The organism is Candidatus Pantoea communis, from assembly GCF_011752685.1.
GTDB lineage: Bacteria > Pseudomonadota > Gammaproteobacteria > Enterobacterales > Enterobacteriaceae > Pantoea > Pantoea communis.
On record NZ_VWXC01000015.1, the window covers coordinates 77433 to 101695 of the forward strand.

Here is a 24263-nt window from a genome sequence, read left to right on the forward strand (position 1 = left end):
CGCACAGCGGGTAAATTTATTTGGCGAGCGTTAAGCGGTCTGGGGTAAAGCTGCTAAGAGTTTATCCAGCGTAACCGGATAATCTCTGACCCTGACACCCGTCGCGTTGTAAATCGCGTTTACAATGGCTGCACCGACACCGCATAATCCCAGTTCACCCACGCCTTTGGCTTTCATCGGTGAAGAGACCGGATCGGTATCATCAAGGAAGATGACTTCCTGCTCGGGAACATCCGCATGAACGGGAACCTCGTAGTTTGCCATATCGTGATTCACAAACAATCCCAATCGGGTATCCACCGCCAGTTCTTCCATCAGCGCGCCACCTAATCCCATTGTCATCGCGCCAATGACCTGACTTCGCGCGGTTTTGGGATTGAGTATTCGACCTGCCGCACAGACGGCCAACATGCGGCGTACCCGCACTTCCCCTGTATAAACATCTACGGCCACCTCAGCAAAATGCCCGGCAAACGTGGATTGCTGATACTGCTGATCGAGGTCGCCAAACTCAATCGTGTCTTCTGCCGTCAGAGTGCCATTAGCCGCTGCCGCAGAAAGCGGGACGCTGCGATGACCTGAGCGAACTTCGCCCTCCACGAACTCGGCTTCATCAGGGTTGATGCCGAGTGCTGTTGCTACCTGTTCTCGAAGCTTGACGCAGGCGGCATAAACGCCTGCCGTCGACGTGTTCGCACCCCACTGACCACCGGACCCCGCTGAGACCGGGAAAGCGGAATCTCCCAGTTTCACTGCTACTTGTTCAAGGGGCACGCCCATCATTTCTGCCGCCGTCTGGGCGATGATGGTGTAGCTACCAGTGCCAATATCTGTCATGTCGGTTTCGACGGTGACGATGCCATGCGCATCCAGGTGCACCCGTGCGCCAGAAGGGGCGAGGAGATTGTTGCGGAATCCAGCGGCTACGCCTAAGCCCACCAGCCAGCGCCCGTCTCTTACCTGGGCAGGTAACGGATTACGCTTTTGCCAGCCGAATTTTTCTGAACCGGTGCGCAGACACTCAATCAGCTGGCGGCGCGAGAAGGGGCGTTTGGCATCAGCGGGATCAACCTGAGTATCATTCAGGATGCGGAATTCCACCGGATCGATGCCGGCTTTCTCCGCTATCTCATCCATCGCCATTTCCAGCGCCATTAACCCCGGCGCTTCACCCGGCGCGCGCATCGCATTGCCTTCCGGCAGATCAAGCGTTGCCAGACGCAGGCCGGTCAGACGGTTAGCGCCGGCATAGAGGAGTTCCGTCTGTTGCACGGCGGTCTCTGGCGTGCCGTTCGGCAAGTTACCCGACCAGCTAATATGCGAGATGCCCGTGATATGCCAGGATTTGTCGGTACCGATGCGAATATGCTGGTGCGTAGCGGGACGATGAGTGGTGTTATTAGGGATCATTGGCCGGGGGAGCATCACTTTCACCGGACGTTTCACAACGCGAGCACCCAACGCTGCCAGCAGGGCATCACTGCGCAGAAACAACTTCCCGCCAAAACCACCTCCAATATAAGGCGACAGCACCCGCACTTTTTCCAGCGGCAGGTTTAGCGTCTTCGCAAGATCGGATCGGCACCAGTTTATCATCTGGTTCGACGTCCACACCGTTACCTTGTCCTTGTCCCACATGGCCATAGAAGCATGCGGTTCCATGGCCATGTGACTCTGATCCGGCGTGCTATAGGTTTCATCCAGCACAAACGCCGCTTCGCTCAGGGCACGATCCACATCCCCCACGGTTTTATCCGGCGTACTTTCCGGTGGCGTCGTCACGGTGGGTATTTCATGATCAAGGCTGTAAGCGCCTTCTTCTTGCTGATAGCTGACCTCCACCAGCTGGGCCGCCGCTCGCGCCTGTTCAAACGTTTCCGCGACAACCAATGCAACGGCCTGATGGTAATGTTCAATACGGTATTCAGCCAGCAACGTTGCCGTGTTCATCTCTCCCTTGCTGAGTTTGCCCGCATTTTTGGCGGTAACAACGCCTAACACGCCCGGTGCGCTTTCTGCGGCTTCGGTATTCAGTGAGGTAATTTTACCTTTGGCAATGGGGCTGCCCACCACATACCCATACGTGACGTCAGGCGCCTCATCATGCCATTCATAGGCGTAAGGCGCGCTGCCGGTTGTTTTTAATGGCCCATCGATGCGATCAAGCGGACGGCCAACGTATCTGAGCTGGTCGATGGGATTCAACCCGGCGGGTTTCTCAAATTTCATGCTTTTGCCCTCGATTCTGCCAGCACTGAAGCCAGAGTGCGCTTCGCCAGTACCAGCTTGAATTGGTTATCCGCCGTAGGTTGTGCACCCTCAAACAACTTATCGAAAACCGGCTGAGTACCATTGGGCAGTTCGCTGTCTGCCAACGCCCGTCGCCAGGGTTGATGCGCCACACCCCCGACGGCGATCCTTCCTGTGTGATCACGCTGTACGATGGCCGCTACGGAAACCAGTGCAAATGCATAAGAGGCGCGATCGCGAACCTTACGGTAGATATGCGTGCCTCCCACTGGCGGCGGCAGGACCACCGCAGTGATAAATTCGCCCGCATTAAGCACCGTCTCAAGATGAGGCGTCTGACCCGGCGCGCGGTAGAAATCATTAATAGGAATCGCGCGCTCGCTGCCATCCGGGCTGACCGTTTCGATAGTTGCATCCAGCAGACGCATTGCCACGGCCATGTCGCTGGGATGTGTTGCAAGACAATCTTGACTGGCGCCGATAACAGCAAGCTGGCGGCTGTAACCCCCAAGCGCCGCACAGCCGCTGCCGGGCAGACGCTTATTACAGGGCTGGTTGGTGTCATAGAAATAAGGACAGCGCGTGCGTTGGAGCAGGTTTCCTGCCGTCGTCGCCTGATTGCGTAACTGACCAGACGCACCTGCCAGTAACGCGCGTGAGAGCACCGCATAGCCCGTCCGCACACGCATGTCTGCGGCAAGGTCGGTATTTCGCACCAGTGCACCAATACGCAGTCCGCCTTCGTCGGTGGGTTCAATCTTATCCAGTGCCAAACCGTTCACATCAATGAGATGAGCGGGGGTTTCGATCTCCAGCTTCATCAGATCGAGCAAATTGGTGCCTCCGGCAATAAACCTGGCACCGGGATTTTGCAGCGCGCGCGTGGCGGCTTCCAGGGAAGAGGTGACTTTTTCATAGCTGAAGGCTTTCACGATGTCTGACCCTCCGCGTATTCATCAATGGCGGCGAGGATGTTGGCATAGGCCCCGCAGCGGCAGATATTGCCGCTCATGCGCTCGCGAATTTCATCTGCATGTCGTGTCGGCTGTGCCAGCAGGTCCAGAGAAACGTGACTGGGTATGCCGTCTGCAATTTCCTTCAGAACCGCCACGGAAGAGCATATTTGTCCCGGCGTGCAGTATCCGCACTGATAGCCATCATGTTTGATGAAAGCAGCCTGAAGCGGGTGCAGATTGTCAGGCGTACCCAGGCCTTCAATGGTGGTGACCTCAACGTTTTGCTGCATTACCGCTAGTGTGAGGCACGCATTAATACGTCGCCCATCGACGATAACGGTACAGGCACCGCACTGACCGTGATCGCAGCCCTTTTTGGTTCCGGTGAGGTGCAGATGTTCGCGTAAAGCATCCAGCAGAGTGGTGCGGGTATCCAGATGGAGCGAACGTTCTTTACCATTCACTTTTAAACGTACCGGCATCATGGCGGGTGGCGGTGTGGTAGCTAGCGCGTGCAGACTTAATGTGGTCGCAACTGAAGCGCTATTGGCTGTTGCGGCGTTTTCTCGATCACGCTCCTGCTGGTGGTTGACATCATGTGGGGTGCTCATACCCGGCCTCCAGTGACAAAATTAGGGTGCCTAAGGCACCTCAGTTTATAAGGTTTTTGTAAGCACTAAGCATAGACGTCAATTGGACATTGCGGGTGTGGCGGGCTATTTCTTCGCAGAAAGTAAGCGGAGCGAGAAATAAAACAATTTTTATATGACCGATTTTAGAAATATACCGTATCGCTTATAAATTTGATTTCCCCGCATTGCTTGACGTAGCACTAGAATGTGCCGTAATGATGATTTGATAAATTGGGAAATCGTTATGTCGTTGCCACCCTTTCTCAGAGCAGAGGAACAAGTCATCATATACGATGGTAATTGTAAGCTGTGTAACGCTTGGGTTATTTTTTTGCTCACTCATCGTATCGATCCGAAAATTCGCTTTGTCGCCATCCAAAGTGAGAAGGGGAAAATGTTACTAAGATACGCAGGTTTGCCTGATGAGAACATTCGAACAATTGCTCTGATTAATAAGAACCAACATTGGCTCAGGTCTCAGGCCATATGCAGGGCAATGGCATTTATGCCGTGGCCCTGGAAGGTGCTGTCTGCTATTCGATTTTTACCCAGTTTTATATCTGATTTCATTTATAATCGTATTGCACTCAACCGCTATCGGTTATTCGGTCATTACGATGATGTTCATGAGATAGAAGGGGATTATCCTGGCAGGTTTTTACAAGAGTGAGGTAATTGATGGTTAATGTCTAGTTCCCACCAAAAGGTCACTAATGACCCTAATCCCTAATGATATCAATCCATAATTAGGATTAACTGTCTATCTTCAAACAACGCATCACAGACAGAATCCATGCCCCATATAGGGTTAGGATACAGCCCCTGCGGGTGGGGTTAATGTATCAATTGAGATTTAATGCAGCGCGAATATTATAGCTGGAGCGACCAGCCCTGCTAACGTTAAGACGGTAGATGCGCTTATGAGTATCGCACCAGCCCTCGCTATTCAGGCGAATATGCACGCTGCAATAGAAATATTGAACACGAGTTTTGGTAATTTAACTTATGCGAAGACATCGCGAATTGTCGTATTGACACGACCCTTCGCAGTTCCTGTCTATTTTGAGAAGAAAGTTACAGTCATTTGAGTGTCTATGAGGTGCTTATCCGGATCATATAAGACAATCTGACCCGCACAGTTTGTTGACAAAACATTGCGGATTTTAAAAACTGTCATCCTCTCCTAACCTTATGGCCGCCTAGCGAACAGGTGAGTCATTAAGATGCAGGAACTTTAGTGTTGACAGCCACTACGGTCAGTCCAAACCTGTAGCAGCAAGTCATGAACCGTTAAGACCGGGTCATAGATCCCCTCCTAACTGAGGTCTGCTCGTAGCAGCTTTAAGCAGCGTCAAGTGCTGTCCAACAAGCCAGATAATCAGCGCAAGCACGGCAATTGCGCCCATCACGGCAAACGCTGCTGAAAAGGAAAAGTGTGAAATCAGCGTGCCCATCATGGCCGGGCTCAGGGCAGCTCCGGCCCCCTGCATAAGCAGAATAAAGCTCTGGCCGGCATTGGTGTGCCCTTTACCGTCAAGCACCCTGACCACAAAACCCGGCACGGCAACCCCGAGAAGACCGGCCGCCATTCCGTCCAGTATCTGGATCGCGGGCATGAACGCGATCCCGTCACCGAAGGAGGCCACGGCAGCCCGCACAGGTAGGATACACAGGGCCGCGGTGATGAGAGAAAGGTAGCCCGTGCTCTGCGCACGGCGCGCGGCGTACAGCGCGGCGAAGATCATCACGGCCTGAGAAATAATCACGGTGGCGGCAGCGAACACGCCCGGATTTATCCACGCCTCCGGTGAAGCCGCCACCCGGACGCTCAGCATGGGCATAAGGGCCGCGTTACCCAGATGAAACAGCAGAACCGTGACGCCGCCGATGAGCAGTGCGGGCTCGCGAAGGAGCACAGACAGGCGCGGAAGGGCAGCGTTGCCGGCGTCCGCTTTCAGCCCGCGGGCAAGCCGGTTATTAATGTCGCACTCGCGGATCCCCATCACACAAGTCGTGGCCAGCAGGGCCATCACCGTCATCAGCACAAATACGGCACCGGTTCCCCAGTACCAGACAGAGGCGCCTGCCACCGCGGCCGCCGTCATGTTACCGGCATGGTTAAACGCTTCGTTTCTTCCCGTCTGATAACCAAATTTTTCGGGCCCCGTCAGGCCCAGCGTCATGGCGGTCATCAGGGGAGCAATGAACGCGGCCGCCATCCCGGTCATGACCTGAGAGACCACCGTCACGGTAGGTCCGGGAAAATACCAGAGCATGATCGTCGCCAGAATTACGGTCAGGGTGCCGGTGCTCAGCATCAGCCGTTTGTTTCTGACCGCGTCCGCCGCCATGCCCGCCGGTAAAGTGACAAGCAGGCTGGCCACGCCTGCTGACGTCATCACCCAGCCTATGGACTCCGGCTTCCAGTGATGCTCAGTCATAAAGATCCCAAGAAACGGCCCTAGGCCGTCCCTGACGTCTGCCATAAAAAAATTTACCAGGCAAAGAGCCTGAAGCGAGCGCAGTGACATAATTTCCCCGGAAAGGTAAGCAGGCAGACTTAAAGATGGCAGATAAAATGACGTTCAGCAGGTGCCGGCGCGATCCATCGCATTCCCTGACTGCTGCTCAATCGTCTGACGCAGCGGTCCGTGGATCCAGTGTGAGAAACGGCCAGGGGGGGTTATCTGCAAGTGACCGCAGTCTCTGAATGTGCCGGCCACTACCAGAAACGCCATCCGGTGCGATGCAGCGTGGGGTAATGCCACCGAGCGCAGTGAGGATGAGCAGGCCGGTCAGCCCAGCCATGGCGCTGAAGCCAAACCGGACGAAGAGTGAATAGCCGGCCAAGCATCCCGACAGAAATGAGACGATGGTCACGAGGTGCGTGCCGAGTAGCGCCCTGTGCGCGGGCGCGTCGGCCGCCTCGCGCCGGCTCACCGACGCCCGGAGCCAGGAGCCCAGCGCCATACCGGCATCGGTCAGGGGCCCGGTCACGTGCGTTGACATGACCCGCCCGCCGGAAAGCTGCATGGAGGTAGCGTTATGCAGGACCATCAGCAGCGCGAGCGTGAACAGCACCTTGCCGTTGTTGCGGACGCTTTACCAGCGGATTTCAACCAGCGAGGTGGCCAGCAGCAGCGCGCCCTCACACATCATTACCAGGCAGAATACCGTGCGCACGTTACGCCGCAGCCCAAAGGCCACGGCGAGGCGCGCCAGCGTGGCGCCCGTCACGAAGGCCAGAATCAGCATCGCCAAAAAAAAGCAGGCCTTGCAGGTCCCAGCGGCCCGCCTCAGCAGACAGCTGGGAGATATTACCCGTCATGTGAGAGGGGAAGAAGCCAAATGCGCCGAAGGCCATGGCGTTGAGGACGCCCGCCGTGGTGGCAAGCGTGAGGGTGAGCAGGCGATCCTCACCGTGAGTACGGTGTTTTTTTCTCCTGAGAAGCATATAGTCAGATCCAGATGATAAATGGACCTTAATTATGAGTAATCACGCGCAGTTATCAATCAGGCCATTACCGCGACCACCGCCATTTTTACCACCGGGCGCACGTTTCGCATACATACCGGCCGTCCTGTCTCTTTGTTGCCTTTACGGCCTAGACAACGGGCAGGAGCACGGCCTGCATCCAGACGCTGGCGAGCCCCGTCACCAGTTTAGTGAATGGCTCAGCTCCTCAGGAGCGCCGCAGTATGCGATGCTTGGGTCAACAAGATCCCATATCATAGCGTCTCCCGTACAGAAATCGCCAGCGCAGGTCATACTGAAGCGCTCTTTAATAAGCCCCACGGGCACCCATACGTAAGGTTTTTCACGCAGAAGCTTAGGCTCGGTACTGCCACACCTCAGGAAAATGTCATGCCGGTATTCCTGCCGCCACTGCGGGTAATGACATTTTCTGAATTGTGAGCCCATTCAAGGTCGCGGGAATGTTCAACGGTGGGGATATTATAGCCCGTGCCGGATTGTTTTCTGCAAAGTGGGCAGTGACTGCGAAAGTATTTCAGAGTTCTGACATAAAGTATAAACGCCACTTCATCGCACATACAGGAGCCGCTAACTACCACTGGATTTCGCAAAAGCGTATTCCTCAATCCGTTTTCGGGCACACCGCTGTACCCGGACTGGCATGATCGTCCGCTTCCATAAGTCTGACATAAAATGTTTAGTGTCTGAGCAGTGGCGGCCGATATCCAATGAGGACTTATTTCAACTTAAGGAAGAAGATCATGGTCAGTACAGTAATCAATTACGGTATCACCGCGGACCTTTCAGTCAAACCGGAAAGAGACGGATATGATATCTCCCTGGCGGAAGAGGATGTCAGCCTGCTGAAGGCCAGTTAGGGTACTTTTACACCATCGCTGAGTCAGGAAATGATCGACAAAAACATGAATGACCTGCTCCAGTTGCATAACAGCATTATCAGTCAGAGCAGAAATCAGGTAAATGGCATCAGTAATGACGTGAATGAATACTTTCCATCGCTCCAGGCGGATTCATTCCTTGCCCGGGAAGAAATGTCCGGCCTTATTGCTGAAGCGCTGCAGTCGTATGATGGCTCAGGAAACGCCATCACGTAATCAATGGATCTGGCAGTCACGAAAGACATACTCAGTAAGCTCGTTGAGTCGTTCGTTCCGGAGGCCACTCAGGCGCAAAGCTTCAGCGAAGTTGATAAATTCATCTCCGCCAAAGTGTACGCACAGGATGATTTGCTGTGTGACATGATCAGCAGGTCGCTGGACATTGCCCGGCAGTACGGTAATCAGTCTGACCAGCAATATTTTCAGCAGCAGCTTGAGTTTATCAGCGCCGGAACACATGACACACAGTAAGAACGGGCTCAGATGATTTCAATCATAGCGAGATCTGATGACAGCACCGCGTGGCTATCAGCCCTGGCGCAGATGATAAGCAAAAAAGATGACAGTGACTTCTTCAGAGATATCAGCGCTGAGCATATTAATGACCTGAAAACCCGGGTTCATTCATTCAATGTTAAAATCAGTTAAATGCAGAGTCTGCGCAGTGATGTCCCTATTCAGTATCCGCTGAATGGCTGACCCAGCACTGGTTATGTAATCACGCGCTCTGAAATTTAAGGGTAATATCAGCCTTTGAGGTTAACATAGCTGATTAACATCCGGCTATGGAGTCAACAGGATGGGAGCCAAACGTGATTTTCTCACGGTTATACGGCCATACGAGCGCCTGACTGCAGCGGTCATCATGACTCTCGCGCTGCTGTGTGCGGGCGTCATGGCCGTATTGAGTCACTTCAGCAAAACGGAAGAGCAGGCCCGGAACGACAAAAATCAGCGGGCAAGCGACTATGTCGCCTCTCTTTACAGGGAAGCAGAAACCGTCAGCCGCGCCGCGGAGCCTTTTGAAGAAGGTGCCTGTACGAATGAAGTGCTCACGCGGCTGCGTCATATCGTGGCAGTGAATCCCCATATCCGCTCCGTAAATTTCTATCCGGAGTACGGTACGGGTTGCTCATCACTCGAAGGCCGACTGCCGGAAAGGAAAGTCTCCTATTCAGAAGGCCATGTCCCTTTTTACACGACAATGAAACAGGAGGACGGATACATTTATTACCTGGTTTATTTCAGATCGTCCGCCTCTTTAACCGGCGTAGCTGTTAATGGTTATTTTGTGCGGGACGCGCTTCGCTATATTTCCCCCGATGCTGCCTTCTATCCTCTGCAGGATTTCATGAAGCTGAGTCCTGCGGGTTATGCCTGGAAAAGTTCACAATATCCCTTTGTTCTGGTTTCATCTGACTCCATGAACATCCGCAGGCTTCTTCTTCACAGCCGCGCGGTTATTATTTTCATTCTTGGCGTCAGCCTGCTGGCGGGCTGGTTGACTTATGTCAGCACCGGTCTGATAAACACGCCGCGGTTTGCGTTGAAATACTATCTGTACAAAAAAAGCTTTTACCCGGTGTATCAGCCTGTTATCAGTACGCGAGACAGAAAGGTGGCGGGGCTGGAAATCCTCATGCGGTGCGGCAATAAAAAGGGGAATGAGGCCTCGCCGGCGCTTTTTATACCGCTTGCCGAACAGAGTGGAATGATTGGGGAGCTGACTTTGCAGCTGCTGGAGAAGGTGCGGGAGGACTTCGCTATGTTGTCAGAAAAAGGCCTCTATCTCGCCGTGAATATCACCTCCGAAATCGTCGAAAACCCCGAAACCCTTAGTGAATTACTGAAGTTTACCGAACATGCACAGCGCTATGGACTGGACGTGCTTGTTGAGATTACCGAACGTCAGAGCTTCAGCCTGACAGAACAGCTGTCCGAAAAATTCGCCCTGTTACGCAAAGCCGGCCTACATGTTGCCATAGACGATTTCGGAACGGGATACTCTAATCTCTCCAGCATCACGCAGCTGAATCCGGATTACCTGAAAATTGACAAGGATTTTACTGGCTACAGTATGGCAGGGGGGGTCAGGGAAGCAGTGCTGGAGAGCGTGCTGCATATTTCCGCAATCACGGCTATTCCCGTAATTGCGGAAGGCATTGAAACTCCCGCGCAATTCCAGTATTTGCGGGAACGAGGCGTATGGCTTTTTCAGGGATATCTGTTCTCTCGTCCCTGTGATGGCCGAAGCGTTTCAAATTATATTCGCGATTTTTACGTTCAATTTTAACCAGATGGGCATGTTGCAGGACACACCTGCAGAAACCTCCTGCACATTAACGGGTGGCACGGGATAATTTCCTTCAGGAGTCTCAAGCTGCCAGGCCCAACCGGCATGCTCTGACAACCTGCTGTCAGAATTGACGCCGTGATCTCTGGTAATGGTATCCGCCAGCCCTGTTGCTAAGTGAGCGCCTGCTGGTCAGATGAAGTGCTCTACTATTGCTACTCGCTACAGTTAGTATTAGCAGGACGGACAGCCCCACACAGGCGGTCCGGATTTATAATGGGCTGAGTTCAGGCACTGGCAGGCGAGGCAGAAATCCATGCACCGGTGCCTGGCTCACCAGACGAGTTGATAAGCGGATCGATCGCACGAATGACGTCTTCTGGGCTGATGTCATTCACGTGTTCACGGCTGCCCCGCAGAGTCTGATGAGGCACATGCCAGGGATGCCAGTGTGCCGGATCGCTGTTGCCATATAATGCCACGACCGGTAATCCGAGCGCGGCTGCAACATGTACGGCCCCCCCGTCGCTGCTCACCACTGCTGAACACAGGGAGAGCGCGGCTTTGAGTTCTTCCAGCGTGCGGGTAGGCACGGCCTCAAGTCCGTAGCCCGCCGCTAGTCCGGTGATGTATTCCGCCTTAATGTCGTCGCCCGGGTGCATGGGGTTCGAGCTTTCGCCGGGTGACCAGAATAGAAACATGCGGCATCTGTAGCGCTCAGCGATAAGGCGGGCAAGCGTGATAAAGTTACCGGCGGACCACTGCTGGCCCGGTTTTCGTGCGCTTATCTGCAGGGCGATAATTCGCTCATCCGGCGTAACGCCACAGGTCATCCTGAACTTCTTTACCAGATCAGGGCCGGGTAGACGCTGCTCTTCCCGGGGTTAAACCGGCGCAGCGGCGGTACGTCCGTTACGGCTGCAGCTAGCCTGAAAAGCATTTCAGCAACGTGCAGGGTGCCCTCAGCCCGGGACACAAGCCTGTCAATCAGCGGATGTGCTTCATCCCCGAATGCGATAACGCGCTTAGCGCCTATGCCGGCAGCCCACTTGACCGAATGCGAATCCCGGGACGATTTAGCGATAATCACCGCGTCATATTTTTCCTTTCTCAGCCTGAATATGGTTTTTATTCGTACGGCGGCAGCCATGATAACGCTGATCAGGTTTTTACAGTGTTTGGATTTGCTGTACTCATGCACCTTACGGATATGCGGATTATGGCTGAACACCGGCGATGCATAGCTGTTTGTCAGCACATCTGTGGTCGCTCCGTGGATGGCGGACAGGTGCGCAATGAGCGGCGTGGCAAGTATGCTGTCGCCTATGTTGTCTCTGCAGATGACCAGTATCTTCACCTTAAATTACCTTTTTGAAATGATTAACGAAGGGTAAGAGTTCGGGTAATCATTTCCGTTCAGGGAGGCCTGAAGGTTTTTCACCGAATTTCGTATTCAGTGCATTAGGCTTACAATTGACATAACTTCCGCTGTCGCGGATAAATTTTTTTCTCAGAACAATATTCCTGACACCGAGTTTTGCGTGAAGCATGAAGTCTGACCTTTTCTCTGAGACACTACGCAGTCGCCATAAGGCCGTATACGGTTAAAGCTGTTAAGACCAGAAATCATCCCGGCGTCAGAACGGTCTTACTGGCCATTATTTGAAGCTGCGCTGACGGGCGGATGACCAATGCGCATATACATGGTCGCCGGCGCGCTGTATGTCCGGCATTGAGCTACTGTTATTATCCGGACTTTTTTGGCTGAGGTCAGCCGACTGAGCGGAAGGTGGCCACCGCTGAAGCGCGTCTAAACTCCCTGCTTTCCGGGACGGTAGTGATGCTCTGGAAACAATCTGACATCGTTCATGTGACTGTGTGTCAGCCCCTGGAGTGGAAGGTTTTCGGCGGTGTCCCCGGAAGGCGGGCAAACGTACTGCATCATTCCCCCTGATGAAGTTCACCTGGCCTCAGGGAGCAATCTTACTGTCTGAGGCCCGCCGAACGTCCATCATCAGGCAGGCCGCTGACTCCGCCTGCTGTCTGTATTACGCAGATGCTGAATGTCACCCTGACCTGCCTCCGGACCCGCCGCTAGGGCCATATCCCGTCGGAAAGTGGTACTGTTCAGCTTAACGCCACTAGCAGCAGAACCATTTTTCTCATCTTCATCTCCTCAGAAGCCATCAGCGTATCAGATAGGATGTCAGGCAGAACGCGTGGTTTGATAAGGTATCTCCAGGGGGAGCGAAAATTGATGTCCCGGTTCCGGAATGCAACATCGCTGCATCAGGGAATGTTATAAACAATGGAAACCTGCGTTTTTGTGTCGGTTTTATCCGGCGCCGTGGAAGGCGGCATGGAATTGTGCGTGTAGTTATACGTCACTTTCAGGGCGAACCTTTTATTTAGGCCGACTCTCAGGCCGGTTTCGGAATTGAGAGTGGAATCCCTGGAAGCAAGCACTGAAACGCCCTGTATAAAATAAGCAGCGTCAGTGAGTTTGTAAGAATAGCTGAGGGCAGTATAGGCAAGCGCATTGGTCGTTTCGTTTCCGTCAGTGAACTCATCATGCCTGACGCCAGGGCCGACCTCAGCGCGCAGAGTATGAAGCGGCCCGCTGAATATCTGCCTACCGTATCCGGCTACCGTGGTGTAGCGGCCTCGGTACCCGTTGAATCTGTCGCCTGACCACCCGCTCTGTCCGAAAAGGAAATTTTTGCCGTCCAGGTTATGCCGCAGGCGCAGGCCCGCCTGATATTTCTCGGAGGAGCGGGTGTCATCAGAGCTGTAGTTGTAGGCTTCTCCCCAGAGGCTGTAAGCGTTCGCCCTATCAAACCAGGTCAGCGTTGAATCAGCCGAAAGGGTGGACGTACGGGAATTACCTCCCTGATGGGCGTAGCTGCCCTGAACGTTACCTGCAAAATCACTTTCAGCCGTGGAAGGATCATCAGGAACGGTAAAAATGTCTACGCTGGCCGGGGCCCCCGCCGAAAAAAGGCTCAGGGCAAACAATGGCATGCCGCGCATTGAGGTCAATGCTTTCAATTCATCAGCTCACATGTAAAAAAATAAAGCTTATACGGACTGAAAATCTTTTCCTGCGGGAAGTCGCTAAGGCATCGTAAAAATCATTAAGGATTTCATAAAGATGGGAGGGGTTATTCACGCCATTGTGTGACCTCGGCCAGCAGCACGACCGGCACACAGACGCGGGTCAGTCCGTTACCCAGCGCAGCCACGAGTGCGGGGCTCAGGGATCCGACCAGCGGGATGGTGCGTGGAGCCCGTCATCTTCCGAATCGCGGCGCCATTACCTGACTTAGGATGCCCCCCTGACTCAGAAACAAAGGTGATGGCAGCCAGCGCGACCATCTGCATCAGCCGGGTCACAGACAGGCTCTCCATCCAGCCTGCCATCCGTCAGAGAGATGAAGCGGATGAGGGTACGGGTGACTCAACTGCAGCGCATGCAACCCGGCAGGAGCGCTGAAAAGCTGCATGGGAAAAATGGTATCCGTATAGAAGAGCGCATCAGTGCCCTGCGGGTGGAAACATCAATGTTTCAGGTGAGTAGCATCACCCTTTAATCCCTGAGTTGCTGCACCATTATTTCGCCTGTAAATAACTGGCCCACCCGCTTCCGCGCGAAACACCTGTTCTGTCATCAGGCAACGCCACCCTCCCGGTGCGCGGCTATCACTTCCTCCCGAATACTACGTTCCGGCCCCTGCGTCGTGGCTGTAGGCCTGAACTGTGTTCCTCCAGAAACAAGTATCAGTACCAGAACTTTCTGAAAAATTCTGTTCCTAAGAAGTACCTTTCTGCGCGGTAGAGGCCCGGATCCCGTGTTAAACCGGGTTGTCCTGCAATCTGCACTGCTCGGGCATTTCTCTGAATGTTCCCTGAATGTGAAACCGCTGCTGGAAAATTATTGTCATCTGATCAAAAGTCTCATTTAGATATCTTTACGTTATAAGAAGTTAATTTACGTTGCGTTCATCTTTTGCCGATTTGTATCACGCCGGGGGAAATATGAAAATCATCGTGGGGGGTACGGGTTACCCTGAAAAAAGAAACATCCTGACTGACGGTTTACATGACTATCTGGACTACCGACTCAGGAATGTCTGGACCTGGGCCAACGCTGTCAGACAGAGGTTACTGCGCCGCAACAAACTGTTTATCTTTCGTCCATTTCCCTTTTTCTCCTTAGATGACGCCGACATCATTCATCTATTCAATGAAGTCGCAACCGGTGCGGGCAGCTGGGTGGCAACCTTTGAAACCGAACTGCCCCGTGTCCTTCCGATCAGGGGGATTGATAAATTCACCAATCCCGAACTGTCCCGGGAGCTCAGGCATGTCAGCTCACCGGGCTGCAGGGGTATCATCGCTATATCCGAAGCCACCCGGCAAATCCAGTTGCAGTTACTTGAGCACTTTCCGGCTGAGCGGTCGGCTATCCTTCCTAAACTGCACGTCCTGCATCCCCCTCAGCCGGTTCTGCAGGAGAGGATCGCAAAGACGGTGGGAGGCCCGCTGACCTTTACCTTTGTGGGAAATGAGTTTTACCGGAAGGGAGGCGCTGAAGTCGTGCTTGCTTTCAGTCAGCTGCTCAGGGAAGGCGCGCTCAGCGCGAACGATGTGCGTGTCAATATCGTGGGCGACACGAGCAGGACGCACAACGTGGCGCACGGAAATTTTCAGGACGACGCGACGTTTCGGGGAAGCATCGAAAAAGCGCTCCGCGAAACGCCGGTCTTCCAGCCATTCACCTCTCTGGCCAACAACGCGGTACTGCAGCTTATCCGGTCCACTGACGTCGGGCTGCTGCCCACGTGGCAGGACACCTACGGTTTTTCCGTCCTTGAAATGCAGGCGTGCGCCTGTCCGGTGATCACCACAAACATCCGGGCGCTACCGGAGATTAATCCGGACGAAGCGGGCTGGATGATACGCTGCCCGCTGAATGGATCGTTCGAATTGAGCGTAAAGTCTGAGGAAGAGAAACAACGGCTGCGCATAAGCATGGTAGAACAGCTTAAAAGGATAATTATGGATATCATGAAAAACAGGGCCCAGCTTGAGAGTAAGTCAGCAGGTTCATTAAGGCGCATACGCGCAGAGCACGATCCCCGTCTTTTTCAGCAGCGGCTGAACGCGGTGTACAGGGGAGAAAAAATGCCGGAACCTGCCAGAAAATGAAGCATGTACCCGGATGGATCCTGGCATTCATTCTGGTCGCGACAGCCCTGACGCTGATACCCCATGGCATCCGGGTCGTCAGGGAGCACGTAAAACCTTGGGTGCAGTACTGCCGTGACCCTTTCACTGCCAGACATGCTGTCATCCGATGTGCGGATATTGAGCCCTGATGTCCCCGGACTGAGCAGCATGGAAGCCTCCTCAGAAAGAATTTAGATGACTGGCAGCGGCACGGCCAGCATCCAGAAGCTGGTCAGCCCGGTCACCAGCGAGGTGAGCAGCAGCGATCGCGCCGGCGGCAGAAAGCCACCCCAGCGACATCGATACGCCGGATGATGCCGGCGCCGGAGGTACTCGCCCCATGCGGCGATTCTTTCACGCCGGTAATTAATGTAAACCATAGCAGTAAAAAAGCCCGCACAGCGAGTGAGCTAAAGCGCGGGCAATCTTTGGGGGTAACTATCGAACCCTCTGGTTTGTTACCATCATGCACTTTCCAGCAACAAAAGTTGCAATCTGAGCCGCCTGGCGAAGAAAATAAACCGCTTCTGAAAATGGAACGGGCGTTCAACTGCGGTTTGTGATGTACAACATCACATCACTCATATTGAAGAGATATGGAACGCTATTAGAAAAAACTGAGATCGTTATATAACCTGAATTTAGTGTAATGGTATGATTTTTAGCATTAAGAATTAACCACGTATGTAAAGTGTTAACTCTTGGATCTTATTGTAAATATCAGAAATCCTTAAGACAGTAAGTCCCGATTATACCTGAATACAGATGTGACAGTTTTGGGGACAAAAAATAAGCCCGGGCGGCATAATTAAATGCCTGATATAGCGATAGAATGTTGGTAATTCCGAGGAGAACCGGAACGCTCTTATGATAGAGGTGGTTCCTGAATAGTCCAGTCGTTAGTCACAAAAAAAACCCGCGCAGAGGCGGGTAAAAAATTCGTTCAACTGGAAATTCTCTTTTCGTACGCATAACGCTTGCTGTGTGTATATGAATACGTCGCTATTATAGCAACATAAACTTGAGCGTTTTGAAAAGTTCCATGATAAGAATTTACTGGATGGATTAGCCGATTTGGTGCGGTTTCAGAAGTGATAGTTTCGTAATTAAAAAAGCCCGGCACTGATGGCGTCCGGGCTGCACATAGGGTGCCAATCATGATCAATCGGAGTATGCCGTTAATACAGAGAAGTAGAAGCGACATTTTGATATTAGGATGAGCCCGTAAAAATTCCAGCGAAGCGGTACAATCAGTGACGCAAATCTTTAGGTCAGTCAACTCACAAACATACGCGCTGATATCGCGGTTGCTGAATTTTAAGGTCGCATTGTCTGCAGATCCAGAGGGATGACTGCGTCAGCAGTATTCGCACAATATCTTTAAACAATACAACGCCGCACAGCCCGGCAAGCTTCTCGCTATTAAGCGTAGGAACAAATCAGGTTAGCGCTCGCGCATGAGCTGAACCGCACGTTCAGGAAGGCCTGCAGGCGGTTAATATTTCCTGGGCCAGCCGCGTCACCTTTCAGCCATGACCGTCGTACCGTCTGTACGATAGCTCTGAAGCAGTCGACGACTCTGTATGTTGAAAATACCACAATTCTCAGCAACAAGGTGGGTTGTCATTTGCCGGTCGACAAATTCCTGATTGATTCAAGCCGATTAACTGTGTCATTAAAGAAAAAATCCCAACAAAAAGTTGCCACGACAGGATCATCATCAGGTAGCCTGACTCGGACAGGTCAGTAGCTCTTTGTGGCCAGTGCACATAATTACACCTACCATGAAAGCTGCAGGTTCTGCTACCTATCAAGCCTGACAGCCATGAATTAATTAAAATATTCTTTCTCAAATATATTCATCGGGTCACATATTCTGATTGTCACAGCCCCTTTTAGGGGGGATTATGATATCAGATTGAATAATTCAATTTGTTATTGATCCCGCTGAGAGGCCTTACTGTACTTAGAAGATTTAGTCTGACCCTTTTAGCCGAAAGTAGTTTTTTGCACTCCGTATGTGATTAAATTAGAAAATTGCGAGCGGGAAGTGCAAAAAGTCCGCTTTACGCTAAAATTAATTTCCCGTTACTGGAAATTCAGGTCACATCAGACAGCTATGAACTATAATGACGTTCTTCCATGCGAAATGGTAGGGAAATATTTCTCTGGTAGTTTTTCATCTTATAAGAAACTCATGACGCAGGTTATCTCTGTTGAACGTAACGGTGGAGGTTTCCTTGTTACACATACTTTCAACGGCCGCATCAGGAAAACCGCCTTGTCTGTGTTCAGGCTTCGCTTTCCTTTTATTTCTTAACCGTTTTTACCCACGTGCTGTCATGGATATTCGATTCACATGACAGCTGGTTCTGATAAGCGTTGCGCTGAAGGCATCCTGTCAGCGTACGAAATCTCACTTTACCGAAAAGAGAAACTGCTGGGTATCCTGACATCAGAGAATATTGCGAACTCTCACCGGACAGTTCAGCATTACCGTATCGCTGACATAATACGGAGTCGATTTTAGGTCAGATAAATCCTTTATCCGGTTGCTGGATCATTAAAGTGTCCCGTGGGGAGGTAATGTCATCATCAGCGCATGAGGCAGCATGCCTTGCGATCCGCGGTTTACTGGAATGACCACATTTGGCCTTGAAAGGATCTATTGGGGAATTTTAATTTATACAGTTTCTTTAACCTATACTTATCGTTAATTCCGGGATTCAGATGAGGGTACAGATGAACAGTTTACTTACGGTTGAATATGAAGTTCAGATAAAAAGACTGGCTTGTCTGCATCAATCAGGAGAGGAATATCAAATCATCAAATCTGATATAAATGCAGCACTAATGCATCTGAGCGGAGAGATTGGTCTAGATCCCGGAGACCGGGTTGCGACATGGAGTGAGCTGCACACCTCTCTTAAGAGGTCTCTTTTAATCTCTGCTGACCCGCATTGGATTAATGTCATCCGGTTTGCCCTTTCAAGGATAAAATCCTACAAGCAAAATGCTCTTGTATCCCGTTCGGGTAAAAGAACGGCTCATACTTGATGGCTATTCAGGCGCTTCATAAGCTTAGTGGCTATCGCGCTTATTAGCATTAGATATACCCCCGAAGATCCCTACTTTAGTCTAAGGTCCCGTTTGCGCGGGCTGTTTTTCTGTGTGGTCAGTGAAAACTTTCTCTCAGAAAGACGCGCGCCTAAGCCGGTGAGCGGGGTTCAACTCTTGAGTTGGAGTGGAGGTGTGACAGCAATGTTGCATAACGTTCGGCCTGAAGACCAGTCAGTAATATCTCATTGATTTGAGCCCCTGACAAATTCCTGCAAATTAAGATAACCGGGCTTTTGATCAGGTCGGTTACCTTGCAGACATGAAATCAGCCCGTTTCAGAGATGGCTTCCGGAAGCCAGCTTCTTCCATATGAGGCAGTGTATATCGTACAGGTCATGCTATCTAACACTCTAAACGGCAGCCTTTTACTGGTGTACTTGCGGCTTCAATCAGGTGGTTTATCGTTATATTGTAAAAATACTTCCTGCGGACTTTGGTCGCTGTGCTTCCTGGTAAATTACGTCTCCGTACGTTGCTCATACTACTTTCCGTCGGCGGAGTGATACTGACCGCCTGCCTGCTGCTCGGATCGCTGCTGATTTTTCAGAAGGGCAACATTGAGGACAGCCTGCTTGAGAGTAATATCGCCTATGCGCGCAAGCTCGCCGACACCACCGATCGTTATCTGAGCACTGCGCAGCGTGAGCTCGCCTGGAGCGCCGGGCAGATTAAGGGGCTTAACGATCCGGGACACCTTCGGGACGAGACCGATCGCTTGCGGCTGCAGTCGGGCTTTTTTAATACCGTAGTGGTGGTTAACCGCGACGCCGTTATCGCCGCGACCTCGCCGGAAAGCCTTCGCCTCATCGGCATAAAGCTGCATTCCGACGCCAGCAGACAGGCCATTACCACGCAGAAGCCGTTTATCTCATCGCCCTATACCTCTGCTACAGGTAACTACGTGATCTTCCTGTCGCAGCCTCTGTTTACACCGGACGGAAGTTATCTGGGCTACATAGGCGGCACTATCTACCTCAAAAAGCAGAGCATGCTGAGCGACATTCTCAGCCTGCATTTTTACGCCCGCGGATCCAGCGTCACCGTCGTCAGCAATGACGGCCTCATTATATTCAGTCACGACCCGGCTCGAGTGGGAAGCAGAATGGCGTTGAACTCAGCGTTGCAGAAGCGACTGGCCACCACGGATAGCGGGCGGTTCAGCACGGAAGTTGACGGGCAGAAGTTCCTGACGGGCTACGCCAGCCTGCATAATACCGACTGGAACATTTTCATTGCAGGAACCTCTGAAACAGTCCGGGATATCCTGGTGCGAACCGCAAAAAATGCGCTGTGGTTCCTTCTGGGGATCATTGTCCTGACGGTCGCTCTGGTGATCCTGGTGGCCGGGCGTATTGCCTATCCGCTGGAGAAGCTGGCCGGTATGGTGCGAAATGAAGGCAGTGAAGCGTCGTTCGATTCGGTACCGGCCTGGTATTATGAAGCCGACAGCCTGAAGGAAGCCGTACAGTATCACCGTCACGCGGTGGCGGCTCGCATGGCTGCGCTCAGCGACGAGGCCATGAGCGATCCGCTTACCGGGCTCTGCAACCGCCGTGGCTTTACGCTGCTGGCAGACAGGGACCGTGATGACGCAACTCAGTGCGTCATAGCTATTGACATCGACCACTTTAAAAAAATCAACGACTGGTACGGCCATGAAGCGGGTGATGCGGTACTGGTAAGCCTTGCCGGCCTGCTGCGGCAGACCTGCCGCGCGGGTGACGTGGTCAGCCGTTTTGGTGGAGAAGAGTTTATTGTCCTTCAGCCCCGGACGTCAGTGGAAGATGCGGCCCGGACAGCGGAGCGCATCCGCGAATTAGTCAGCTCCACAACGTTCCCGTACGTGGGGGTCATGACGGTCTCTGCCGGAGTAGCCGCGCTGGCAGACAGTGCCGGAGACAGGGATACAATGCTTCGCCGTGCAGATGAAGCACTCTATCAGGCGAAGAGCGCAGGGCGTAACGCGGTGATTGTAGCAGGTCCCGGGAGTGTCTGACGTCGTGAAGAGCAGGGATCATGAGCACTCTTCTTTTTTGGCAGCATTTCTGTCGCAGGGGGGCCCGCGATGAAGGTCCAGAGCAATGTAAAATTCTTTGTGAGGGCCACCCCTCTGCGCTGTTTTTATTGTTTGATGCTCAGCAACCGGAAATAGTGTGAGGAGTGACTCTGTTCTTTAACTGCATTGCTGCAATCAGCGCCATACATTAACAGAGAGAGCCTTTGCGGTTATAATCTGCATCTCTATGACCTGATTCGCCGGATAAGCAACAGCACTGTAACAAGGTTATGATAAAACTGTCTCCAAAGCATTTTCGTCTTCTTTCCCTGATGCAGGAAAGAGAATCGGTACCGGCAGACAAAATGCCTGCCGTAATGGCGATGCTGGTAAGACTGCGACTGGCCGAATTTTTTTACGGCGAAGAATGGCGAAGGGTCAGTGAGTGCTACCGCCTGACGGTGAGGGGAAAAAGGGTTCTTATGGCGTACGATGCCAGGATTAAGCGGGACCAGCAACGCAGCAAATGTCAGGGAAGCAGCAGGCGGTGCGAGAAAAAACCTGAGTCTGACATAACGTAAATTTTGGCAGCAATTGAGCCAGTATACGTCAGCAGGCCGTACATTGTTCCGGACTGCACACATGCTCCCACGTAAATAACTTTTTTATAAAATTCGTTTTTCTTTTCATTTATCCTGAGCAGAAGAAGTCATTATCTCTGAACCCTGAGAGAGCCGTGTGCTACAACGCTTATTTTAGCAATGGTTCTTTTGCAATGATTTAACGCCTGTACGCTCCAGCTGATGTGTAGCAGGATATTCATCTGAGGCGCCCTCACAGATGACAGTCAGTAAAGTTATCTGTCTGGTCGGTTTACAGATAGGCTAGTCATCAGGCTTGACGAAGGGTTCACACGAACTAAGCTTCTACTGATTCTAATAACAACTGCAGTATGAAATCCGCATTGCTATGCCGCGCCCATCAGCGCGGTTTTTTTACGCTAATAATCACCTTCCTGACTGTTAAGACTCTAATCGTCAGGAGTGAAACAAATCATTAAATGTTTTTTTCATCTATGTTACCGTCATCCCGCGATGATCCTTGTCGCGAATTTCTTTGCTTTTTTCCGCCCGACATACCTGGTCAGGTTGCGGGACTTTTTTATCATCTCCCTGAGTCAGTGCCCCTTTTTTGCTTTTGCTGCCTATTAACGGCGTCGCAAGTTGAGTCCGGACTTCGGTAGCCCGCAGAATCTGATCCAGCTGCCCCTGAAGCTGTTACTGACTGTTCTGGTGACGCGTTGCGCCATCAATGGCCATCAGCACGGTTGCCTACATCCGCGCTTACAGGCTTAATACCGGCAACCGTATCATTGCCGAGCTTTAGGCGCCTGAAGAGGCATTGCGCAGCATGCACAGCCAGGCCATGTTGATGAGGTCATTGTGCATTCCCAGGCAGCCTTCCGTCAGCAGGGTAGCTCATTCCTGCGCGGCCGTTGTCAGCACTGACCACGCAGCTTCCAGCCCAGCCACTCGTCGAGTTCACCTTCCGGCAGCGGCCGGGAATAGAAGAAGCCCTGCGCCTGGTCGCAGCCGTACTGCGTAAGTGCGTTAACCGTTTCTGCATCCTCCACCCCCTCTGCCAGCACCGTGTAATCCAGCTCCTTCAGCATCGCGATGATGCTACGCGCGATGATGCGCGATGCGGTGTCTGACGAGATTTCGCTGATGAGCGTGCGGTCCAGTTTGATGACGTCCAGCGGCATGCGCCGCAGGTAGCTGATATTGCTGTAGCCGGTGCCGAAGTCGTCCAGCGAAATGCCAAATCCCCTGAGCTTCAGCATCTCCAGACCCTGCATCGCCGCCGGGCTTTCAATAATGCGCTCGGTCTCCAGGCACTCTATGCCCAGCAGCGAAGTGGGCAGCTTTGCCCTGATCATTTTTGCTTCCAGTGCGTCGGCAAAACCCTCACGCGAAAAGTCTCTGCAACTGACATTGATGGTCAACGGGAGCTGGATGCAGCTATTGCGCAGGCGGGCAAGGCGCGCGATCGCGCGATCGGTTACCCAGGCTGTAAGCGTGCTGAGCAGCTCAGTCTGCTCAGCCAGCGGCACAAACAGCGCGGGAGAAAGTTCGCCGCGCTGAGGGTGACGCCAGCGCGCTAGCACCTCCAGGCCCACAGGGCGCCCGCTCTGCAGGCAGATTTTGGGCTGGTAGGCGAGCCACAGACCTTTGTCTTCCTGCAGAGCGGCTGCCAGATCGTTTATCAGGGTAAAGTCCTGGGTGTGACGGGCATCGGATGCCGGGCTGAAGCGCATCGCGGGAACGCCGCGCCCGATGGCTTCGTGCAGGGCACTGACCGCGCGGCGTAGCACCTCCTGCGCCGTAATGCTGCCCGTGGTAAAGGCCACCTCGCCGGTGTGGGTGCTGAGCGCCACGGCGATGCCGTCGCCCAGGTCGGCGCTGATCCCCTCCAGTCGTCCTGCCACCCAGTCCGCGGTGAGCCGGCTGTCGTCACGCGTCAGCACGGCAAAGCGGCCGGTGGCAACGGTGTAGAGCAGCTCGCCAGTGGCAGGACGCAGCCGCAGCGGCAGCAGCGTGGCTACGTCCTTCAGCAGGCTCTCCACCGGACCCATGCCCATCGAACGCGCGAGCTCATAGGCGCGCGGCATGTCGATGCAGTCAATCAGCACCAGCCGGCGCGGCGTATTGTCCCCCGCCACCGCCAGATACTGAAGGTCACGGATAAGGCGCTGGCGGTTAGGCAGGGCAGTGACCGGGTCAGCAAACCCGGCGGAGTGCCAGGCCTCCAGAAACGACATCACCAGCGCGGCCAGCAGCTTCAGGGTGGTGACTTGCTCAGCGCCAAACGGGTGCGGTGCGGTGTCCGTGACGCACAGCGTCCCGAGCACGATCCCCTCCCGGTTTTTGAGTGGCACGCCGGCATAGAAGCGGATGTAGGGCGCGCCGGTGATGAGCGGGTGCGTCACAAAGCGGGCGTCCAGCCAGGTGTCGGGCACCACCACTGCGCAATCATTATCCACCGCGTGGCGGCAAAGGGAGTCTTCACGCGAGGACTGCGTGAGGGCGAAGTTGTGTGCGGCCTGCACGTGCTGGTGCTCGTCGTCCAGCACGGAAATAAAGCTTCCGGGGATGCCGAGCGCCTGGCTGGCCAGCCGGACAAACTTGCGCAGCACGTCATCGCGACTTTCATCGGGACTGCGCAGCGCTTTCAGCGCCCGCGTGCGGCGATCGTCGTCGCCGTTAAGATTCATCAGCATGGGTTCCTCCGCCCCGGCCTGGTTCCGGTGCGAAATTAAAAAGGTAAAGTGGACGGTAACGTACCGTTATAAAAGGCAGTAACTGCGAAAGGAAAACACGATTAAAAACTTTCTTATGGCGCTCACTATAGGC

20 protein-coding genes are annotated in these 24263 nt (G+C 53.1%); 7 read left to right on the top strand and 13 right to left on the bottom strand.

Annotated elements, in window-relative coordinates:
• Window positions 1–30: 30 nt before the first annotated feature.
• The 3 genes from paoC to paoA are packed head-to-tail and all read right to left on the bottom strand — an operon-like array spanning window position 31 to window position 3817.
• Window positions 31–2229 carry an aldehyde oxidoreductase molybdenum-binding subunit PaoC gene (gene paoC, locus F3J37_RS19165; protein ID WP_034823388.1) on the bottom strand — a complete coding sequence of 733 codons (2199 nt, stop codon included), beginning with the start codon at window positions 2227–2229 and terminating at the stop codon, window positions 31–33.
• The gene (locus tag F3J37_RS19170; protein WP_034823389.1) at window positions 2226–3182 is read right to left on the bottom strand and encodes an FAD binding domain-containing protein; all 957 of its coding nucleotides are present in this window, start codon (window positions 3180–3182) and stop codon (window positions 2226–2228) included. The genes paoC and F3J37_RS19170 overlap by 4 nt, the downstream gene beginning before the upstream one ends.
• Complete coding sequence (gene paoA / locus F3J37_RS19175) at window positions 3179–3817, bottom strand: aldehyde dehydrogenase iron-sulfur subunit PaoA (protein ID WP_052127439.1); 639 nt, start codon at window positions 3815–3817, stop codon at window positions 3179–3181. Before paoA ends, F3J37_RS19170 begins: the two co-directional genes overlap by 4 nt.
• A 265-nt stretch (window positions 3818–4082) precedes the next feature.
• Between paoA and F3J37_RS19180 the strand changes: the two genes are divergently transcribed.
• Window positions 4083–4508 carry a thiol-disulfide oxidoreductase DCC family protein gene (locus F3J37_RS19180; protein WP_034823390.1) on the top strand — a complete coding sequence of 142 codons (426 nt, stop codon included), beginning with the start codon at window positions 4083–4085 and terminating at the stop codon, window positions 4506–4508.
• A gap of 631 nt (window positions 4509–5139) precedes the next feature.
• Here the strand turns inward: F3J37_RS19180 and F3J37_RS19185 are convergent.
• The 5 genes from F3J37_RS19185 to F3J37_RS28630 form a co-directional block, all read right to left on the bottom strand.
• A complete protein-coding gene (locus tag F3J37_RS19185) occupies window positions 5140–6369 on the bottom strand; it encodes an MFS transporter (RefSeq protein WP_052127440.1) in 1230 nt (409 codons plus the stop codon).
• Between the two features lie 97 nt (window positions 6370–6466).
• Entirely contained in the window at window positions 6467–6919 is a 453-nt protein-coding gene (locus F3J37_RS28510) for a DUF1275 family protein (RefSeq protein WP_072016990.1), read from the bottom strand.
• A 21-nt stretch (window positions 6920–6940) separates the two neighbouring features.
• Window positions 6941–7099, bottom strand: coding sequence for a hypothetical protein (locus F3J37_RS28515; protein WP_353604400.1), 159 nt, complete (start codon window positions 7097–7099; stop codon window positions 6941–6943).
• The gene (locus F3J37_RS28520; RefSeq protein WP_072016991.1) at window positions 7023–7292 is read right to left on the bottom strand and encodes a DUF1275 family protein; all 270 of its coding nucleotides are present in this window, start codon (window positions 7290–7292) and stop codon (window positions 7023–7025) included. Before F3J37_RS28520 ends, F3J37_RS28515 begins: the two co-directional genes overlap by 77 nt.
• A 398-nt stretch (window positions 7293–7690) precedes the next feature.
• Window positions 7691–7954, bottom strand: coding sequence for a GFA family protein (locus F3J37_RS28630; RefSeq protein WP_435653420.1), 264 nt, complete (start codon window positions 7952–7954; stop codon window positions 7691–7693).
• A gap of 267 nt (window positions 7955–8221) precedes the next feature.
• Here F3J37_RS28630 and F3J37_RS19195 point away from each other — a divergent pair, with 267 nt between their 5' ends.
• The 3 genes from F3J37_RS19195 to F3J37_RS19205 all read left to right on the top strand — a co-directional run bounded on the left by F3J37_RS19195 (window position 8222) and on the right by F3J37_RS19205 (window position 10505).
• On the top strand, window positions 8222–8428 hold the full coding sequence (locus tag F3J37_RS19195; RefSeq protein WP_034823391.1) for a hypothetical protein: 207 nt from the start codon (window positions 8222–8224) through the stop codon (window positions 8426–8428).
• Window positions 8429–8431: 3 nt separating this feature from the next.
• A complete protein-coding gene (locus F3J37_RS19200; protein WP_034823392.1) occupies window positions 8432–8683 on the top strand; it encodes a hypothetical protein in 252 nt (83 codons plus the stop codon).
• 328 nt (window positions 8684–9011) lie between these two features.
• Complete coding sequence (locus F3J37_RS19205; protein ID WP_166935117.1) at window positions 9012–10505, top strand: EAL domain-containing protein; 1494 nt, start codon at window positions 9012–9014, stop codon at window positions 10503–10505.
• A 287-nt stretch (window positions 10506–10792) separates the two neighbouring features.
• On the opposite strand, the gene F3J37_RS19210 is transcribed toward F3J37_RS19205, so the two are convergent.
• The 3 genes from F3J37_RS19210 to F3J37_RS19220 form a co-directional block, all read right to left on the bottom strand.
• A complete protein-coding gene (locus F3J37_RS19210) occupies window positions 10793–11338 on the bottom strand; it encodes a glycosyltransferase family 9 protein (protein WP_052127441.1) in 546 nt (181 codons plus the stop codon).
• A gap of 11 nt (window positions 11339–11349) precedes the next feature.
• Window positions 11350–11862: a glycosyltransferase family 9 protein gene (locus tag F3J37_RS19215; protein WP_052127442.1), complete on the bottom strand. Its 513-nt coding sequence runs from the start codon at window positions 11860–11862 to the stop codon at window positions 11350–11352.
• A 932-nt stretch (window positions 11863–12794) separates the two neighbouring features.
• The gene (locus tag F3J37_RS19220; RefSeq protein WP_034823394.1) at window positions 12795–13553 is read right to left on the bottom strand and encodes a DUF481 domain-containing protein; all 759 of its coding nucleotides are present in this window, start codon (window positions 13551–13553) and stop codon (window positions 12795–12797) included.
• A gap of 987 nt (window positions 13554–14540) precedes the next feature.
• On the opposite strand from F3J37_RS19220, the gene F3J37_RS19225 reads away from it, so the two are divergent.
• A complete protein-coding gene (locus F3J37_RS19225) occupies window positions 14541–15713 on the top strand; it encodes a glycosyltransferase family 4 protein (protein WP_034823395.1) in 1173 nt (390 codons plus the stop codon).
• 212 nt (window positions 15714–15925) lie between these two features.
• On the opposite strand, the gene F3J37_RS19230 is transcribed toward F3J37_RS19225, so the two are convergent.
• On the bottom strand, window positions 15926–16114 hold the full coding sequence (locus tag F3J37_RS19230; RefSeq protein WP_034823396.1) for a hypothetical protein: 189 nt from the start codon (window positions 16112–16114) through the stop codon (window positions 15926–15928).
• Window positions 16115–18476: 2362 nt separating this feature from the next.
• Between F3J37_RS19230 and F3J37_RS19235 the strand changes: the two genes are divergently transcribed.
• Together F3J37_RS19235 and F3J37_RS19240 are read left to right on the top strand one after the other, a co-directional pair.
• Window positions 18477–18791 carry a hypothetical protein gene (locus F3J37_RS19235; protein ID WP_034823397.1) on the top strand — a complete coding sequence of 105 codons (315 nt, stop codon included), beginning with the start codon at window positions 18477–18479 and terminating at the stop codon, window positions 18789–18791.
• Between the two features lie 505 nt (window positions 18792–19296).
• Window positions 19297–20850 (top strand): sensor domain-containing diguanylate cyclase, encoded by a 1554-nt coding sequence (locus F3J37_RS19240; protein WP_166935118.1) that lies wholly within the window; start codon window positions 19297–19299, stop codon window positions 20848–20850.
• 1498 nt (window positions 20851–22348) lie between these two features.
• On the opposite strand, the gene F3J37_RS19245 is transcribed toward F3J37_RS19240, so the two are convergent.
• The gene (locus F3J37_RS19245; RefSeq protein ID WP_034823400.1) at window positions 22349–24130 is read right to left on the bottom strand and encodes a bifunctional diguanylate cyclase/phosphodiesterase; all 1782 of its coding nucleotides are present in this window, start codon (window positions 24128–24130) and stop codon (window positions 22349–22351) included.
• Window positions 24131–24263 lie beyond the last annotated feature (133 nt).

Coding starts and splice junctions, on each gene's coding strand:
- paoC (WP_034823388.1), bottom strand. CDS start 2,229: ATGAAATTTGAGAAACCCGCCGGGTTGAATCCCATCGACCAGCTCAGA.
- paoA (WP_052127439.1), bottom strand. CDS start 3,817: ATGAGCACCCCACATGATGTCAACCACCAGCAGGAGCGTGATCGAGAA.
- F3J37_RS19180 (WP_034823390.1), top strand. CDS start 4,083: ATGTCGTTGCCACCCTTTCTCAGAGCAGAGGAACAAGTCATCATATAC.
- F3J37_RS19185 (WP_052127440.1), bottom strand. CDS start 6,369: ATGTCACTGCGCTCGCTTCAGGCTCTTTGCCTGGTAAATTTTTTTATG.
- F3J37_RS28520 (WP_072016991.1), bottom strand. CDS start 7,292: ATGCTTCTCAGGAGAAAAAAACACCGTACTCACGGTGAGGATCGCCTG.
- F3J37_RS19195 (WP_034823391.1), top strand. CDS start 8,222: ATGATCGACAAAAACATGAATGACCTGCTCCAGTTGCATAACAGCATT.
- F3J37_RS19200 (WP_034823392.1), top strand. CDS start 8,432: ATGGATCTGGCAGTCACGAAAGACATACTCAGTAAGCTCGTTGAGTCG.
- F3J37_RS19205 (WP_166935117.1), top strand. CDS start 9,012: ATGGGAGCCAAACGTGATTTTCTCACGGTTATACGGCCATACGAGCGC.
- F3J37_RS19210 (WP_052127441.1), bottom strand. CDS start 11,338: ATGACCTGTGGCGTTACGCCGGATGAGCGAATTATCGCCCTGCAGATA.
- F3J37_RS19225 (WP_034823395.1), top strand. CDS start 14,541: ATGAAAATCATCGTGGGGGGTACGGGTTACCCTGAAAAAAGAAACATC.
- F3J37_RS19230 (WP_034823396.1), bottom strand. CDS start 16,114: ATGGTTTACATTAATTACCGGCGTGAAAGAATCGCCGCATGGGGCGAG.
- F3J37_RS19235 (WP_034823397.1), top strand. CDS start 18,477: ATGAACAGTTTACTTACGGTTGAATATGAAGTTCAGATAAAAAGACTG.
- F3J37_RS19245 (WP_034823400.1), bottom strand. CDS start 24,130: ATGCTGATGAATCTTAACGGCGACGACGATCGCCGCACGCGGGCGCTG.